General features: G+C 73.3%; 9 protein-coding genes and 1 pseudogene. 5 read left to right on the top strand and 5 right to left on the bottom strand.

Annotated features, from left to right (window positions below; all coding sequences use genetic code 11):
* Positions 1 to 45 precede the first annotated feature (45 nt).
* Positions 46 to 1533: a DEAD/DEAH box helicase gene (locus tag ABZ172_RS28530; protein WP_356887974.1), complete on the bottom strand. Its 1488-nt coding sequence runs from the start codon at positions 1531 to 1533 to the stop codon at positions 46 to 48.
* A gap of 203 nt (positions 1534 to 1736) precedes the next feature.
* Positions 1737 to 1940, bottom strand: a complete 204-nt coding sequence (locus ABZ172_RS28525) for a cold-shock protein (protein WP_003969786.1) — start codon at positions 1938 to 1940, stop codon at positions 1737 to 1739.
* Between the two features lie 637 nt (positions 1941 to 2577).
* Between ABZ172_RS28525 and ABZ172_RS28520 the strand changes: the two genes are divergently transcribed.
* The gene (locus ABZ172_RS28520) at positions 2578 to 3831 is read left to right on the top strand and encodes an SLC13 family permease (protein ID WP_356887972.1); all 1254 of its coding nucleotides are present in this window, start codon (positions 2578 to 2580) and stop codon (positions 3829 to 3831) included.
* Between the two features lie 269 nt (positions 3832 to 4100).
* Here ABZ172_RS28520 and ABZ172_RS28515 read toward each other — a convergent pair whose 3' ends face one another.
* The 3 genes from ABZ172_RS28515 to ABZ172_RS28505 form a co-directional block, all read right to left on the bottom strand.
* Entirely contained in the window at positions 4101 to 5561 is a 1461-nt protein-coding gene (locus ABZ172_RS28515; RefSeq protein ID WP_356887970.1) for a glutamate synthase subunit beta, read from the bottom strand.
* Positions 5554 to 10116, bottom strand: coding sequence for a glutamate synthase large subunit (gene gltB / locus ABZ172_RS28510; protein ID WP_356887968.1), 4563 nt, complete (start codon positions 10114 to 10116; stop codon positions 5554 to 5556). The genes ABZ172_RS28515 and gltB overlap by 8 nt, the downstream gene beginning before the upstream one ends.
* Positions 10117 to 10687: 571 nt before the next feature.
* Complete coding sequence (locus ABZ172_RS28505; protein ID WP_356887966.1) at positions 10688 to 11419, bottom strand: VIT1/CCC1 transporter family protein; 732 nt, start codon at positions 11417 to 11419, stop codon at positions 10688 to 10690.
* A gap of 243 nt (positions 11420 to 11662) precedes the next feature.
* Between ABZ172_RS28505 and ABZ172_RS28500 the strand changes: the two are divergent.
* From ABZ172_RS28500 to ABZ172_RS28485, 4 genes and pseudogenes are all read left to right on the top strand, one after another.
* Positions 11663 to 12658, top strand: a pseudogene (locus ABZ172_RS28500) (ADP-ribosylglycohydrolase family protein); the annotation flags it as partial.
* A gap of 623 nt (positions 12659 to 13281) precedes the next feature.
* Positions 13282 to 14547, top strand: a complete 1266-nt coding sequence (locus ABZ172_RS28495) for an ADP-ribosylglycohydrolase family protein (RefSeq protein ID WP_356887976.1) — start codon at positions 13282 to 13284, stop codon at positions 14545 to 14547.
* Positions 14483 to 15679: an ADP-ribosylglycohydrolase family protein gene (locus ABZ172_RS28490; RefSeq protein ID WP_356887964.1), complete on the top strand. Its 1197-nt coding sequence runs from the start codon at positions 14483 to 14485 to the stop codon at positions 15677 to 15679. The genes ABZ172_RS28495 and ABZ172_RS28490 overlap by 65 nt, the downstream gene beginning before the upstream one ends.
* Positions 15676 to 17043, top strand: a complete 1368-nt coding sequence (locus ABZ172_RS28485) for an ADP-ribosylglycohydrolase family protein (protein ID WP_356887962.1) — start codon at positions 15676 to 15678, stop codon at positions 17041 to 17043. The genes ABZ172_RS28490 and ABZ172_RS28485 overlap by 4 nt, the downstream gene beginning before the upstream one ends.
* The last annotated feature ends 114 nt before the right edge of the window (positions 17044 to 17157 follow it).

Genomic DNA, 17157 nt, shown 5'->3' with positions numbered 1-17157 from the left:
CCCGGCTGATGCAGGACGCGGGCATCGCGCCGGTCACCACCCGGATCAAGTCCAGCGACGAGGAGCCCGGCCGCGGCCGCGGCTGCCCGAGCGGAACGATCCGCCTGCGGACGAGCCGGAGCCCTGGCCTCCGCCGCGGGTACGCGGCTTGGGCTGCGTCGGCTGCGGCACCTCGATGACGACCGCCACGCCGGAGGGCTCACGGGCGCCCGTGATGCGGCCGAGCTCCTCGTCGCTGGACTTGATCCGGGTGGTGACCGGCGCGATGCCCGCGTCCTGCATCAGCCGGGTCATGTCGCGCTTCTCCTCGGGGAGGACGAGCGTGACGACGCTGCCGGACTCCCCGGCGCGCGCGGTGCGTCCGCCGCGGTGGAGGTAGTCCTTGTGGTCGGTGGGCGGGTCCACGTTGACGACCAGGTCCAGGTCGTCGATGTGGATGCCGCGGGCTGCCACGTTCGTCGCGACGAGCGCGGTGACCTCGCCGTTCTTGAACTGGTCCAGCGTCCGGTTGCGCTGCGGCTGGGAGCGTCCGCCGTGCAGGGCCGCGGCGCGCACCCCGCTGGCGAGGAGCCGCTTGGCGAACCGGTCGGCGCCGCGCTTGGTGTCCACGAACATGATCACGCGGCCGTCGCGGGCCGCGATGCGGGTGGCGACGGCCTTCTTGTCCGTCTCGTCCGCCACGTGCAGGACGTGGTGCTCCATGGTGGTGACGGCGCCGGCCGACGGGTCGACGGAGTGCACGACCGGGTCGGTGAGGAACATCTTGACCAGCCGGTCGATGTTCTTGTCGAGGGTGGCCGAGAACAGCATCCGCTGCCCGTCCGGCTCGACCTGCTTGAGGAGTGCGACGACCTGCGGCATGAAGCCCATGTCGGCCATCTGGTCGGCCTCGTCGAGGACGGTGATGGACACCGCGTCGAGCCGGCAGTCACCGCGCTCGATGAGGTCCTTGAGGCGGCCGGGGGTGGCGACCAGGACCTCGGCGCCGCGGCGCAGCGCACCGGACTGCCTGCTGATCGACATGCCGCCGACGACGGTCGCGACGCGGAGGTTCACGGCGGTCGCGTACGGGGTCAGTGCGTCGGTGACCTGCTGGGCGAGTTCCCGGGTGGGGACGAGCACGAGTGCGAGCGGGGCGTGCGGCTCCGAGCGGCGTCCCGCGGTGCGGGCGAGCAGGGCCAGGCCGAAGGCCAGCGTCTTGCCCGATCCGGTGCGTCCGCGGCCGAGGATGTCACGGCCGGCCAGGGAGTTCGGCAGGGTGGCGCCCTGGATGGGGAACGGGTCGGTCACGCCCTGCGCGGCGAGGGTCTTCAGCAGCGCGGCGGGCATGTCGAGGGCGTCGAAGGACTCGACGGCGGGCAGCGCGGGGGTGAGGGTCTGCGGCAGGGCGAACTCGCCGCCCTGGGGCGGTGCGGGCCTGCGGCGTGCCGGGGCCCGGCCTGCGCCTCGGGTGTTCGTCTGCGGCCGGTCCGTGCCGCGTCCCTTTATCGGGCGGTTGCGGGCCGGTCGGTCCTGGCGTTCGGAGCGGGTCATGCGGAATTGCCCTCCTGGGGGATTCCTGGGATCACTGCCGACTGCTGCGGACTGCTCGGGTCTGTGCGCCCCAGGATGCTTGCACAGAGCAGGTGTCCCGGCGGCGGAGCCTGAACCGGGGGTGACGACGAGTCGGAAACAGCACAAACCGGGGCCCGCACCGTCACGGTGCGGGCCCCGGTTGCGAGGTACGCGTCCGGCAATTAGGCCGGGACGATGTTCTCCGCCTGCGGGCCCTTCTGGCCCTGCGTGACGTCGAAGGAGACCTTCTGGCCCTCCTGGAGCTCACGGAAGCCCGAGGTGGCGATGTTGGAGTAGTGGGCGAAGACGTCGGCGCCGCCGCCGTCCTGCTCGATGAAGCCGAAGCCCTTTTCCGAGTTGAACCACTTCACGGTTCCAGTAGCCATGTCATTCTCCTAAAAGAGGTGCAGTGCCGGAAATTCGCACTTTACGAATTCCAAGTCGCCGCATTGAGCCCCATCCGGAGAAAGCCGGAAAACAATAAAGCGCCTGAGGAGGGTTCCCGTCAGGCGCACATAATGTTCATGGGTACCAAAACTGCAACTCGGCAACCGTAGCACGTTCTGCCGCCGAGCGGCAGATCCTTCCGCACCGGCGCGTCGGGCGTTCCGGCAGGCCGCGGACCGTTCACCCCGTGTTCCGGGTGCGTACCGGAAGGCGCCCCGCACCGTTCTCCCCCGGGGGCGCGGCCGCCCTGCGGTCCGGCGGGGCCGCCGCCGCGACGGGGCTCGCGGAGGCGGCACGAGGGGCGTCGTGCGGGGGCAGATTTCACCCGGTCACCGCTCCGAGGCGTCCCCGGGGCCGGAGGCGGGCCCGCGGAATGCGTGACGGGGGGTTACGCCGCACGGGTCTCCCGGCCGCCTCCGGTTCCGGGCCGGACGGGGTCACGGGCCACCCGGCGCTCCCTGACCGGCCCACCGGTCCACCCCGCCGCGCGGCGCACTCCGGAAAGCGGCGCGGCGGCACTGCGGTGACGTACCCGCCGGTCCTCGACCTGATTCCGCTTTCTGGGATCATCGCCCCATGGTGAGAGAGGCAGCGGGACCGGCGGCCGAGGGTTCCGGGGGCGGATCCGGTGGCGGGCCGCGTGGGATCGTCCGGCGGCTGCATCCGCTGGACTGGCTGGCGGGGGGTCTGCTGGTCCTGGGGCTGCTCGCCGTGGTGACCGGTCTGCTGCCCGCGGACCACGCCGCGCAGGAGATGCGGCGGGTGGGGCCGCTGGTGGTGTTCCTGGGCACGGTGATCGTGATGGCCGAGCTGACGGGCCGGGCGCAGGTCTTCGACGTGGTCTCGGTGTGGGTGGCGCGGGCGGGGCGCGGGCGCTATCCGCTGCTCTTCGGGCTGTGCGTGGTGTTCGCCTCGCTCACCACGATCACGCTGAACCTGGACACCACGGCGGTGCTGCTGACCCCGGTCATGCTGGCCCTGGCCGCCCGGGTGGGGATCGCGGCGGTGCCGCTGGCGATGACGACGGTGTGGCTGGCCAACACCGCGAGTCTGCTGCTGCCGGTGTCGAACCTGACGAATCTCCTGGCGGCGGACCGGGTGGCGCTGTCGCCGTCCGGTCTGGCCGCGGTGATGTGGCTGCCCCAGCTCGCGGCGATCGCCGTGACATCGGTCTGCCTGTGGGTCTTCTACTGGCGCCGCGGGCGGCGCGGCGCGGACCGGTACGACCCGCCGGGTCCGACGGTGCCGGCCGATCCGGTCCTGCTGCGGATCTGTGCGGTGGCCTGTGCGGGCTTCCTGCTGGCGATCCTGGTGGCGGACGTCCCGCTGTGGTCGGCGTCGCTGACCGCGATGGTGGTCGTCGTGGTGGCGTTCGCCGTGCGGCGCGGGGAGGAGCTGAGCCTGTCCCTGGTGCCGTGGCGGCTGCTGGTGCTCGTTCCGGGGATGTTCCTGGTGGTGGCGACCGTGGACGCGCACGGTCTGCACGCGCTGCTGGAGTCGGCGCTCGGGTCGGACAACGGTTTCGTGGGGATGCTGCGTTCCGCGGCGGTGGGCGCGGGGCTGTCCAACGTGCTGAACAACCTGCCCGCCTATCTGGCGGGTGAGGCGGTGATCCCGGTGGGGAACCACGAGCAGTTGCTGGCGTTGCTGATCGGGGTGAACGTCGGGCCGCTGGTCACTCCGTGGGCGTCCCTGGCGACGCTGCTGTGGTTCGAGCGGTGCCGCTGGCAGGGGACCCGGATCGCCCTGGGCCGTTTCGTCGGCACCGGTCTGGTGCTGTCGGTGACGGGCACCCTGGCCGCCGTGTGCGCGCTGGCGCTGATGACCTGAACCGGCCGCCCGCGGCCCGGGCGCCGGGACCTCACCCCTGTGGCCGCAGTGCCCGGGGTCGCGAACCGCACACCCGCGGCGCAGGAGCCCGGACCTCACCCCCGTGCCGTGGCGGCGGTGACCGACGGGCGGCGAGCCGGGAACCCCCGCGCCCCCGCCCGTCGGTCATCGTGCCCGGACGCGTCACGGCGCCCGCCGTGTCCGGTCGGGGACGGGCGGGCGCCGCGTTCAGTTCCGTACGCCGTTGTACGGGACGTCTGTGTGCCGGGTCAGACCGTCAGGGAACGGTCCGTCGGGCGGATCGGGGCGTGCAGGGCGCTCGTCCCGGTCAGGAAGCGGTCCACGCCGCGGGCGGCGGAGCGGCCCTCGGCGATGGCCCACACGATGAGGGACTGGCCGCGGCCCGCGTCACCGGCGACGAAGACGCCGTCGACGTTGGTCGCGTAGGTCTCGTCGCGTGCGACGTTGCCGCGCTCGTCGAGCTCGACGCCGAACTGCTGGACGAGGCCGTTGGCCTGGTCGGTGCCGGTGAAGCCCATGGCCAGGGTGACGAGCTGGGCGGGGATGACCCGCTCCGTGCCGGCCTTCTGCTCCAGCTTGCCGTCCTTGAACTCCACCTCGATGAGGTGCAGGGACTGGACGTTGCCGTCCTCGTCGCCCTCGAAGTGGGTGGTGGAGACGGAGTAGATCCGCTCGCCGCCCTCCTCGTGCGCGGAGGTGACCTTGTAGAGCATGGGGAAGGTCGGCCAGGGCTGGCCGGCGTGACGCTCCGCGCCCGGCTGGGGCATGATCTCCAGCTGGGTGACGGAGGCGGCGCCCTGGCGGTGGGCGGTGCCGACGCAGTCGGCGCCGGTGTCGCCGCCGCCGATGACGACGACGTGCTTGCCCTCGGCGGTGATCGGGGAGACCGTCAGGTCGCCCTCCTGCACCTTGTTGGCGAGGGGGAGGTACTCCATCGCGAAGTGCACGCCGTTCAGCTCACGGCCCGGGACGGGCAGGTCGCGGGAGACGGTGGCACCGGCGGCGATGACGACCGCGTCGTAGCGGCGGCGGATCTTGGCGGCGTCGATGTCCTTGCCGATCTCCACCTCCGTGCGGAACTTGGTGCCCTCCGCGCGCATCTGCTCGATGCGGCGGTTGATGTGCGACTTCTCCATCTTGAACTCGGGGATGCCGTAGCGCAGGAGTCCGCCGATGCGGTCCGCGCGCTCGAAGACGGCGACCGTGTGGCCGGCCCGGGTCAGCTGCTGGGCGGCGGCGAGTCCCGCCGGGCCCGAGCCGATGACGGCGACGGTCTTGCCGGAGAGGCGCTCGGGCGGCTGCGGGGTGACGTCGCCGCTGTCCCACGCCTTGTCGATGATGCTGACTTCGACGTTCTTGATGGTGACGGCCGGCTGGTTGATGCCGAGGACGCACGCCGACTCGCACGGAGCGGGGCACAGGCGGCCGGTGAACTCCGGGAAGTTGTTCGTGGCGTGCAGGCGCTCGGACGCCGCCGACCAGTCCTCTCGGTAGGCGTAGTCGTTCCACTCGGGGATGAGGTTTCCGAGCGGGCAGCCGTTGTGGCAGAACGGGATGCCGCAGTCCATGCAGCGCCCGGCCTGCTTGCTGATGATCGGGAGCAGCGATCCCGGGACGTAGACCTCGTTCCAGTCCTTGACGCGCTCGTCGACGGGACGGGTCCGGGCGACTTCGCGTCCGGTGGTCAGGAAGCCCTTGGGGTCAGCCATGGGTCGCCGCCTCCATCATCTTCTCGGTGGTCTCCTGCTCGGAGAGACCGGCGAGCTCAGCGGCGTCCTTGGCGGCGAGCACTGCCTTGTAGGTGGACGGGATGATCTTGCTGAAGCGGGCGGCCGAGGTGTTCCAGTCGGCCAGCAGCTTCTCGGCGACCGTGGAGCCGGTCTCCTCCTGGTGGCGGCGCACGACGTCGTGCAGCCACTGCCTGTCGGTGTCGTCGAGCGTCTCGACGGCGCCGATGTTGCCGGTGTTGACGTTGTCGAGGTCGAGGTCGACGACGTACGCGATGCCGCCGGACATGCCCGCGGCGAAGTTGCGTCCCGTCTCGCCCAGGACCACGGCGTGGCCGCCGGTCATGTACTCGCAGCCGTGGTCGCCGACGCCCTCCGAGACGACCGTGGCGCCGGAGTTGCGGACGCAGAAGCGCTCGCCGGTGCGGCCGCGGAGGAACAGCTCGCCGCCGGTGGCGCCGTAGCCGATGGTGTTGCCGGCGATGGTGGAGTACTCGGCGAGGTGGTCGGCGCCGCGGTCGGGGCGGACGATGACACGGCCGCCGGAGAGGCCCTTGCCGACGTAGTCGTTGGCGTCGCCCTCCAGGCGTAGGGTCACGCCGCGCGGCACGAACGCGCCGAAGGACTGGCCGGCGGACCCGGTGAAGGTGATGTCGATGGTGTCGTCGGGCAGGCCCGCACCGCCGAACTTCTTGGTCACCTCGTGGCCGAGCATGGTGCCGACGGTGCGGTTGATGTTGCGGATCGCGATCTGTGCGCGGACCGGCTGGGCGGCCTCGGGGCTGTCGGCGCCCAGGGCGTCGGCGGCGAGCCTGATGAGCTCGTTGTCGAGTGCCTTGGTGAGGCCGTGGTCCTGCTCGGCGACCTGGTGGCGCACCGCGCCCTCGGGGAGTTCCGGCACGTGGAAGAGGGGGTCGAGGTCGAGGCCCTGCGCCTTCCAGTGGGTGACGGCGCGCTCGGTGTCGAGGAGTTCGGCGTGGCCGACGGCCTCCTCGATGGTGCGGAAGCCGAGCTCGGCGAGGATCTCCCGGACCTCTTCGGCGATGAACTCGAAGAAGTTGACGATGTACTCGGCCTTGCCGGAGAACCGGTCGCGCAGGACGGGGTTCTGGGTGGCGATGCCGACGGGGCAGGTGTCGAGGTGGCAGACGCGCATCATGACGCAGCCGGAGACGACGAGCGGCGCGGTCGCGAAACCGAACTCCTCGGCGCCCAGCAGGGCGGCGATGACGACGTCGCGACCGGTCTTGAGCTGGCCGTCGGTCTGGACGACGATGCGGTCGCGCAGGCCGTTGAGCAGCAGGGTCTGCTGGGTCTCGGCGAGGCCGAGCTCCCAGGGGCCGCCCGCGTGCTTGAGCGAGGTGAGCGGCGAGGCGCCGGTGCCGCCGTCGTGGCCGGAGATCAGGACGACGTCCGCGTGGGCCTTGGAGACGCCGGCCGCGACCGTTCCGACGCCGACCTCGGAGACCAGCTTCACGTGGATGCGGGCCGCCGGGTTGGCGTTCTTGAGGTCGTGGATCAGCTGCGCCAGGTCCTCGATGGAGTAGATGTCGTGGTGCGGCGGGGGCGAGATCAGGCCGACGCCCGGGGTGGAGTGCCGGGTCTTGGCGACCCAGGGGTAGACCTTGTGGCCGGGGAGCTGGCCGCCCTCGCCGGGCTTGGCGCCCTGCGCCATCTTGATCTGGATGTCGTCGGCGTTGACCAGGTACTCGCTGGTGACGCCGAAGCGACCGGAGGCGACCTGCTTGATGGACGAGCGGCGCGCCGGGTCGTAGAGGCGGTCGGCGTCCTCGCCGCCCTCGCCGGTGTTGGACTTGCCGCCGAGCTGGTTCATGGCGACGGCGAGGGTCTCGTGCGCCTCCTGGGAGATGGAGCCGTAGGACATGGCTCCGGTGGAGAAGCGCTTGACGATCTCGGAGGCGGGCTCGACCTCGTCGAGGGAGATCGGCTCGCGGCCGTCCTTGAAGCCGAACAGGCCGCGCAGGGTCATGAGGCGCTCGGACTGCTCGTTGACCCGGCCGGTGTACTTCTTGAAGATGTCGTACCGGCGGTTGCGGGTGGCGTGCTGGAGGCGGAAGACGGTCTCCGGGTCGAAGAGGTGCGGCTCGCCCTCGCGGCGCCACTGGTACTCGCCGCCGATCTCCAGCGCGCGGTGCGAGGCGGAGATGCCGGAGGCCGGGTAGGCCTTGGCGTGCCGGGCCGCGACCTCCTTGGCGACGACGTCGAGTCCGGCGCCGCCGATCTTGGTGGCGGTGCCGTTGAAGTACTGGGCGACGAAGGCCTCGTCGAGGCCGACGGCCTCGAAGACCTGGGCGCCGCGGTAGGAGGCGACGGTCGAGATGCCCATCTTGGACATGACCTTGAGGACGCCCTTGCCGAGGGCGTAGATCAGGTTGCGGATGGCGAGCTCGGGCTCGATGTCCTCGATGAACGTGCCGGCGCGGACGAGGTCCTCGACGGACTCCATCGCGAGGTAGGGGTTGACCGCGGCGGCGCCGTAGCCGATGAGCAGGGCGACGTGGTGGACCTCGCGGACGTCGCCGGCCTCGACCAGCAGGCCCACCTGGGTGCGCTGCTTGGTGCGGATGAGGTGGTGGTGGACGGCGGAGGTGAGCAGCAGCGAGGGGATCGGTGCGTGCTCGGCGTCGGAGTGCCGGTCGGACAGGACGATGAGGCGGGCGCCGTCCTCGATGGCGGCGTCGACCTCGTGGGTGATCTGCTCGATCCGTGCGGCGAGGGTGTCGCCGCCGCCGCTGACGCGGTAGAGGCCGGAGAGGGTCGCGGCCTTCATGCCCGGCATGTCGCCGTCGGCGTTGACGTGTATGAGCTTGGCCAGCTCGTCGTTGTCGATCACCGGGAAGGGCAGGGTGACGCTGCGACAGGACGCGGCGGAGGGCTCCAGGAGGTTGCCCTGGGTGCCGAGGGAGGAGCGCAGCGAGGTGACGAGCTCCTCGCGGATGGCGTCCAGCGGCGGGTTGGTGACCTGCGCGAAGAGCTGGGTGAAGTAGTCGAAGAGCAGGCGGGGGCGCGAGGAGAGCGCGGCGATCGGCGAGTCGGTGCCCATGGAGCCGAGGGGTTCGCCGGCGGTGCGGGCCATCGGGGCGAGGAGGACGCGGAGCTCTTCCTCGGTGTAGCCGAAGGTCTGCTGGCGGCGGGTGACCGAGGCGTGGGTGTGGACGATGTGCTCGCGCTCGGGGAGGTCCTCCAGCTCGATCTCGCCGGTTTCCAGCCACTCCTCGTACGGGTGCTCGGCGGCGAGGGACGCCTTGATCTCGTCGTCCTCGATGATGCGGTGCTCGGCGGTGTCGACGAGGAACATCCGGCCGGGCTGGAGGCGGCCCTTGCGGACGACCTTGGCGGGGTCGATGTCCAGGACGCCGACCTCGGAGGAGAGGACGACGAGGCCGTCGTCGGTGACCCAGTAGCGGCCGGGGCGCAGTCCGTTGCGGTCGAGGACCGCGCCGACCTGGACGCCGTCGGTGAAGGTGACGCAGGCCGGGCCGTCCCAGGGCTCCATCATCGTGGAGTGGTACTGGTAGAAGGCGCGGCGGGCCGGGTCCATGGAGGCGTGGTTCTCCCAGGCCTCGGGGACCATCATCAGCACCGAGTGCGGCAGGGAGCGGCCGCCGAGGTGGAGGAGTTCCAGGACCTCGTCGAAGGAGGCGGAGTCCGAGGCGTCCGGGGTGCAGACGGGGAAGATGCGGTCGAGCTGCGCCTCGCCGAAGAGGCTGGAGGCGAGCTGGGACTCGCGGGCCTTCATCCAGTTGCGGTTGCCCTTGACCGTGTTGATCTCGCCGTTGTGCGCGACGAAGCGGTACGGGTGGGCGAGCGGCCAGCTGGGGAAGGTGTTGGTCGAGAAGCGGGAGTGGACCAGCGCGACCGTGGTGGCGAAGCGGTGGTCGGAGAGGTCCGGGAAGAACGGCTCCAGCTGCCCGGTGGTGAGCATGCCCTTGTAGACGATCGTGCGGGCGGAGAGCGAGGGGAAGTACACCCCGGCCTCACGCTCGGCGCGCTTGCGCAGGACGAACGCCCTGCGGTCGAGGGCGATGCCGGTGGCGGCGTCCTGTGCGGCGACGATCAGCTGGCGGAACTCGGGCATGACGGCGCGGGCGCCGTTGCCGAGGATGTCCGGGGTGACCGGGACCTGACGCCAGCCGAGGACGTCGAGGCCCTCTTCGGCGGCGATCTTCTCGATCTGCTCGACCGCGTCGGTGGAGTCCTCGGCGGGCAGGAAGGCGATGCCCACGGCGTAGGAGCCGGCCTCGGGGAGCGGGAACCCGGCCTCTTCGCGGAGGAAGGCGTCCGGGACCTGGAGGAGGATGCCGGCGCCGTCACCCGAGTCGGGCTCGGATCCGGTGGCGCCGCGGTGTTCGAGGTTGCGCAAGACGGTCAGCGCCTGCTCGACCAGCTCATGGCTGGCCACACCGGTCAGAGTGGCCACGAACCCGACACCACAGGCGTCGTGCTCGTTACGGGGGTCGTACATCCCCTGCTGGACAGGGCGACCGTCCATGGGCGACCAGGCGTCGGAACGCATCGGCTCTCCCGTCGTCGTCGTGGCATGTGCTGTGCCGAGGGACGACGCTGGCCCTCTGCGAAATTTCGTGCAGGTTACATGATGGAACGCTTCTCAAAAAGCGGAAAGGGTGTTCCAACATGCGGACACCACGGAGGCGTGGTGCGGTGGGTCACGATCGGACGGATTCTTGTGGATCACTGTCCGGGGGGACCGCAGAGAGCAGGCGTCGTTGCCCGCGAGTGTCTACGGCTCTTGCCCGCCGGTCATGGAATCGAAACCGCCGAGTAACGGCTACTTATGTGTAGCTCTGCATAGCGTCTCACTCTACGACGGCCCGCCCCGTCCGCCCAGTGACCCGGGCCACGACGTATGTCACACGGCGCCGCCGCCTCGGGACGCCCGGCGGGTGCGGTCCGGCGGTCCGGGACCGCTCCGCACGCCCCCGCGACGGAGCACACCGGACGCCCCGGACGGCGGCACCGCCGGCCGCTCCCGCAGGTGCGGCCCGTACCGGAGTCCGCGGCCGTCCCGCAGGCCGGACGCAGGGGGTGCGGCGGTCGCCCCGGGCCGCGGGCCGTTCCGGACCGGGTCAGCCGACCGCCACACCGAAGAGCGCGCCCAGGCCGTACGTGATCGCCGCGGCGGCCCCGCCGAGGAGGAGCTGGCGCAGCCCGCTGAACCACCAGGTGCGTGCCGTCACCCGGGCGACCACCGCGCCGCAGCCGAACAGGCCGGTCAGCGCCAGCAGCACGGCGGGCCACAGGACGGTCGCGCCGAGCAGGTAGGGCAGCAGCGGCAGCAGGGCGCCCAGCGCGAAGGCGCCGAAGGAGGACAGCGCCGCGACGAGCGGCGAGGGCAGGTCGCCCGGGTCGATGCCGAGTTCCTCGCGGGCGTGTATCTCCAGCGCCTGCTCGGGGTCCTCGGACAGCTGCCGGGCGACCTCCTGGGCGAGGGCCGGCTCGACCCCGCGGGACTCGTACAGCGCGGCGAGTTCCCGCATCTCGTCCTTGGGGTGCCGGCGCAGCTCACGCCGTTCGACGTCGAGCTCGGCCTCGACGAGCTCGCGCTGGGAGGCGACGGAGGTGTACTCCCCCGCGGCCATGGAGAACGCCCCGGCGGCGAGCCCGGCGAGACCCGTGATGACGATGGTCTGCTGGGAGACCGCCCCGCCGGCGACGCCGGTCATCAGGGCGAGGTTGGAGACGAGGCCGTCCATCGCGCCGAAGACCGCGGGCCGCAGCCAGCCGCCGTTGACGTCCCGGTGGGTGTGGTTGTCGCGGTGCGCCTCGTGCAGTACGGCGTCGGACTCGATGATGGACACAGCTCTCCCCTTCTCCGGGAGCGACCCCGTGCACCTCTTCCGCTCCGCACCGTCGAAAGTACGCACGAAAACGGCCTCCCGCCAGCAAGGAAGGCCGAACTTACCTGCCCCAGGAGCCGTCACCCGGGCGGTCGATTTGCGCGTGATGCGTGCCTCTCTCCGGGCGCGAACGGGAACACCTCGCACGACCGGACGGGCACGGGTGCGTGTGCGTGACACGGGTGCGAGTGAGGGGTCGACACGATGGAGCTGAAGGCGGACGGCCCGGCGGCCGGCCCGGGCGACCGGGCCAGGGGCGCGCTGCTGGGGCTCGCGGTCGGGGACGCGCTCGGGGCGCCGGCGGAGAACCTGCGCCCTTCGGAGATCCGTCGCCGCTGGGGCCGCATCGAGGGCTTCGTCAGCGACGATCCGGCCGGGACCGACGACACGGAGTACGCGATCTTCTCCGGGCTGCTGCTGGCGCGGCACGGGTCGGCGCTGACCGTCGCGCACGTCGAACGGGCCTGGCACCACTGGATCGCGAATCTGGACGAGGGGCCGTTCCGGGGCGCCGGATTCAGCCAGCGCGGCACGCTGGAGAACCTGCGGCGCGGCCTCGCCGCCCCGATCTCGGCCCAGCACCGGCACGCGTGGAGCGACGGTCTCGCGATGCGGGCGGCGCCGTTCGGGGTGTTCGCCGCAGGCCGTCCCGCCGAGGCGGCCCGTCTGGTGGCGGTGGACGGGCGGGTCAGTCACGAGGGGGAGGGCATCTACGGCGGACAGGCGGTCGCGGCGGGGGTGGCCGCGGCGATGGCGGGGGCCGGACTCGCCTCGGTGATCGCCGCCGCGCTCTCGGTCGTGCCGATGGACTCCTGGACCGCCCGCTCCCTGCGCCGTGCCGTCGCGGCGGCCCAGCGCCCGTACCCGGACCGGCTGACCGGGGAGCGCGCGGTGCGCTCCGCGGTGGTGATCGGCGGCTACCCGTGGACGGATCTGGCGCCGGAGGCGGTCGGTCTGGCCTTCGGCGCGCTCACGGTGGCACGCGGCGACTTCCGTACGGCGGTGCTCACCGCGGTGAACATGGGCCGTGACGCCGACACCACGGCCGCCGTGGCGGGTGCGCTGGCGGGCGCGCTGCACGGGGAGTCGTCGATCCCCCGGGCGTGGGCGGCGGCGATCGGCCCGGTGCGGGGCAGCTGCCTGCCGTCGATGCGCGGCTACCACGTCCTGGACATCGCCGAGCTGCTGACCCCGGACGACGGTGCGGACCGCCGAGGGACCCCCGCCGCACGGGAGGCCGAGGGGGCGCGGGAGGCCAGGGGTGGGCGGGAGGCCAGGGGTGGGCCCGAGGCCCGGGGTGGACTGGAGACCACGAGTGCACGGGAGGCCCGGGGTGGACTGGAGAGCACGGGTGCACGGGAGGCCCGGGGCTCACGGGAGGCCGAGGGCGCCTGGGAGGCCCGAGGTGCGGCGCCACCCGGGACCGGCCGGGCGGCCACCGTCGGACCCGACCGGGAGGTCACCGTCGGAACCGGACTGGAGGGCTCCGCCGGGACCGGCAGCGAGGGCTCCGCCGGGGCCGGCCGGGTGGCCGCCGTCGCACCCGCCGGGTCGGACCGCCCGTCGCAAGGGTCCGCCACCGCCGGGTCCGCCGCCTGTACCCGCCCTCCGCTGGAGCCGTCCGCCTGCGTACCGGCGGACGACACACCGGCGGACGGCGCACGGGAGGACCGCGCACCGGCGGACCGCGGCACAAGGCGTACCCCCGTACCGCACCCCGGGGCGGACGTGCGGGCCGCGGGCGCCCGGCGGGACTCCCGGTGACCGCAGGCCGCGCGCCCGGTTCGCGCACCGCACCGGCGGATCCCGCCCCGCAGCCGGCCGTGCGGCTCGGCGCCGGGCGGGCGACCACCGCCTCCGGGAGCCGGACCCCGGGCCCGGGGTCCCCGGACCGGCGGGCCCGGATCGAGGGGATGCTGCTCGGGCTGGCCTCGGGCGACGCCGCGGGGTGGCCGGCCGCGCGGCACCGGGCAGCGCGGATGCCGGAGTGGACCAGGCGGCTCACCCGGGAGCTGGACACCTTCGCCGAGCAGAACGCGACGACGACGCTGCCGGTGCCCATCGCCCTGAACCAGCCGCCGGAACCGCTGCGGCTCGGGCCGTCCGACGACGCCGAGTGGGCGGCGTTCACCGCTCGGACCGTGCTGGCGGCGGCCGCCGACCGGACGCCCGGCCTCTCCCCCGGGCTCCGGGTGCGGGAGGCCGTCGACCGGTCGTGGAACGCGCTGGCCGCGCAGGTGGCCGCCGCGAGCGCCCGGGCGCCGGAGGTGGAGTCGGCGGTCCTGCCGCTCCGCGCCCGGATCTCCGTACGGGCCGGGCTCGGGAATCTGGCCGCCGGCCTGCGCCCGCCCGCCACCGGTCACGACAATCCGCACTACTTCGACGACGCGGCCTGTGTGCGGGCCGCCGTGCTGGCGGTCGTGCACCCGGGTGATCCGGCGACGGCGGCCGGGCTCGCCGAGTTCGACGCCCGGTACACCCAGGACGGTGACGGGGTGCACGGGGCGCGCGCCGTCGCCGCGGCGATCGCCGAGGCACTCGCGGGCGCGGACGTCGACACGGCGGTGGACGCCGCGCTCGACCGGCTCCCCGAGGGCACCGAGATCGCCCGCAACGCCGTCCACGCCGTGCGGCTGGCCCGGGAGTACGCCGACGAGGCCGCCGGCGCCCTCGCGCTCGTGCCCGTGCTGGAGCACCAGATCGTGGATCACGTCTACAGCTACGGCATCGCCGCGGCCGAGACCGTGCCGGTCGCCCTCGCGCTGACGACCGCCGCCCGGGGTGAGTTCGCCCAGGCCGTGCCCGCCGCCGCCTGCCTGTCCCGGGTCGCCGACTCCGCCCCCGCACTCGCCGGGGCGCTGACCGGGGCGCTCGGCGGGACCGCGACCGTGCCCCCGGGCTGGCGGGAGGCCTGCCGGACGCTGGCCGGGTGCGCGCTGCCGCTCCTCGCCGGGACCGATCTCATCGAACTCGCCGGACTGCTCGCAGCCACGGAACCGGCCACCCCGGGTGGACAATTCCGGCATGACACCCAAAACATCCGAGTCGCTCGCGGCCGGCCCGGCCACCGCGACGCTCACCCTGGATGAGCGCGTCACCGGATCCCTCGTCGGCGCGGCCGTGGGGGACGCGCTCGGCGGCCCCGTCGAGGGCTGGACGCCCGAGCAGATCACCGAGCGCCACGGCGGCCGGGTGACCGGCGTCGTCGGACCCTGGTACGGCGACGACTGGCGGACCGCGCGCCCCATCGCTCCGTACCACAAGGGTGACGGGCACGTCACCGACGACACCTTGATGACCCATGCGCTGGTCCGGGTGTACGAGACGGTGCGCGGCCACCTCGACGCCTACTCGGTCGCCGACCACCTCGTGCCGGACCTGATGTCACGACCCCGCTGGATCCCGGAGCTGGAGGCGGAGGCGCTCCCCCTGCAACGAATCTTCCTGGCCGAGAAATGGATCGTCACACGGCTGCACTACGGGCACGCCGACCCGCGGGAGGCCGGTGCGGGCAACATCGTCAACTGCGGTGCGGCGATGTACATGGCACCGGTCGGCCTGGTGAACGCCGCCCACCCGGAGGCCGCGTACGCGGAGGCGCTGGACGTCGCCGGGGCGCATCAGTCCTCGTACGGCCGGGAGGCCGCCGGGGTGCTGGCCGCCGCGGTGGCCGCGGCGTGCGTCCCGGGTGCGACCCCCGCCTCGGTCGTCGAGGCGGCCCTGGCCGTGGCCAAGGACGGCACCCGGTCGGCGATCGAGTCCGTCTGCGAGACGGCGGCCCGCTACACGGACTTCGAGCCGGCGCTGGCGCCGCTGCGGGCCGCCGTCGCCCCGTTCGACACGGTCGGGCCGCACTACCGCGATCCGTCCCTGGGGGCCAGGCGGCCGTCCCGGCTGCACTCCATCGAGGAGCTGCCGGTGGCCCTGGGCATGCTGCTCGTCGGCGAGGGCGACTACCGCCGCACGGTGCTCGGCGCGGTCAACTACGGCCGCGACTGCGACTCGATCGCCACGATGGGCGGCGCTCTCGCGGGTGCGCTGCACGGTGAGCGGGCGATCCCCGCGGCCTGGGTGAAAAAGGTCGCCGAGGCCAGCCGCCTCGATCTCCACGCCCCGGCCCGGGCCCTGGCGGAGGTGGCCCGCGAGATCTTCGTACGGGACACCGCGCGGCGCCGGGCGCACGAGGCGGCGTTCGCCGCGCTGGCGGGCGGCGGGCGGTGACGGTCCGTCTGACCTGGGTCCAGCCCGAGGACCTGGTGGGGCACGAGCTGCGCCAGGCCGCGCAGGACGGCCGGGACGCCGGTGGCATCGCAGAGCGCTGGCGCTCGGCGGGCGGCGCTCCCGCACCGGACCGGGCGGGTGCCTCCGCGGTCGCGGCGCCCCCCGGGCTGCGGGTGCTCGCCGAGCGGCTGCTGGACGAACTCGACCTCCTGGAAAGCCCGTTGGCTCAAGACGAGCCGACCGGGCTGCCCGCGATCCGGGCCGCCTGCCCGCGCTGGCCCGCGCCGCGCCCGCCCGGGGTCCCGATCGGGCCCGACCGGCTGCACGCGGCCTGGCTCGGGAGGGCCGCGGGATGCCTGCTGGGCAAGCCGGTCGAGAAGCTGCCGCTGGACGGCATCCGCGCCCTGGCGCGCGCCACCGGCAACTGGCCGCTCAGCACATGGTTCACGGCCCGGGGCCTGCCCGGCCCGCTGGCGGCGGCCCACCCCTGGAACCGCCGCTCGGCCGCCACCTCGCTCGCCGAGAACATCGACGGGATGCCCGAGGACGACGACCTCGACCATCCCCTGCTGACCCTGCTGCTGCTCCAGCGGCACGGCCGGGGGTTCAGCACGTGCGACCTGGCCCGGCTGTGGCTGGACGAGCTTCCGGCCGGCCGGGTCTTCACCGCGGAACGCGTCGCCTACCGCAATCTGCTCGACGGTGTCGAACCACCGGACACCGCCCGCCGCCGCAACCCGTTCCGGGAGTGGATCGGTGCCGCGATCCGGGCCGACGTGCACGGCTGGACCCACCCGGGCGACCCGGGCGCCGCGGCCGGACAGGCCCACCGCGACGCGGTCCTGACCCATACCGCGAACGGGGTGTACGGAGCGATGTTCACCGCGGCCGCACTGGCCGAGGCCGCGGGCGGCGGGACGGACGTGCACGGCTGCCTGGCGGCCGGGCTCCGGGTGGTCCCGCCCCGCTCCCGGTACGCGCGCGCGGTGCGCCTGGGCATCGCGGCGGCCCGCGCCGAGCGGGACTTCGACACGGTCGTGGACCGGCTGCACGCCACGTACGCGTCCACCCACCACTGGGTGCACGTGCTGCCGAACGCGGCCCTGCTCGCAGCCGCCCTCACCCACGCCGACGGGGACTTCGGCCGCTCCATCGGCTGTGCGGTGTCCGGCGGCTGGGACACCGACTCCAACGGCGCGACGGCCGGCTCGCTCGCGGGGCTGCTGGCGGGCCGGGCCTCCGCACTGCCCGCCCACTGGACCGCCCCGCTCAAGAACCGCCTCGCCACGTCCGTACCCGGCTTCGACTCCGTCGGCTTCGACACCCTCGCGGAACTGACCCTTCAGGAGGTGCACCGCCCATGACGGTGATCGCGGTGTCCGGCAGCGCCGGCACGGACCTGAACGCCCACGCCTCCCGGGCCCCCGGGCGCGGGTGGGCCTCCGCCGGGCGGGAGCGACGACCCCTGCCCGGGCGGG

The organism is Streptomyces sp. NPDC006296, assembly GCF_040613235.1.
Lineage (GTDB): Bacteria > Actinomycetota > Actinomycetes > Streptomycetales > Streptomycetaceae > Streptomyces.
This window is presented reverse-complemented; position numbering and strand designations above follow the sequence as displayed.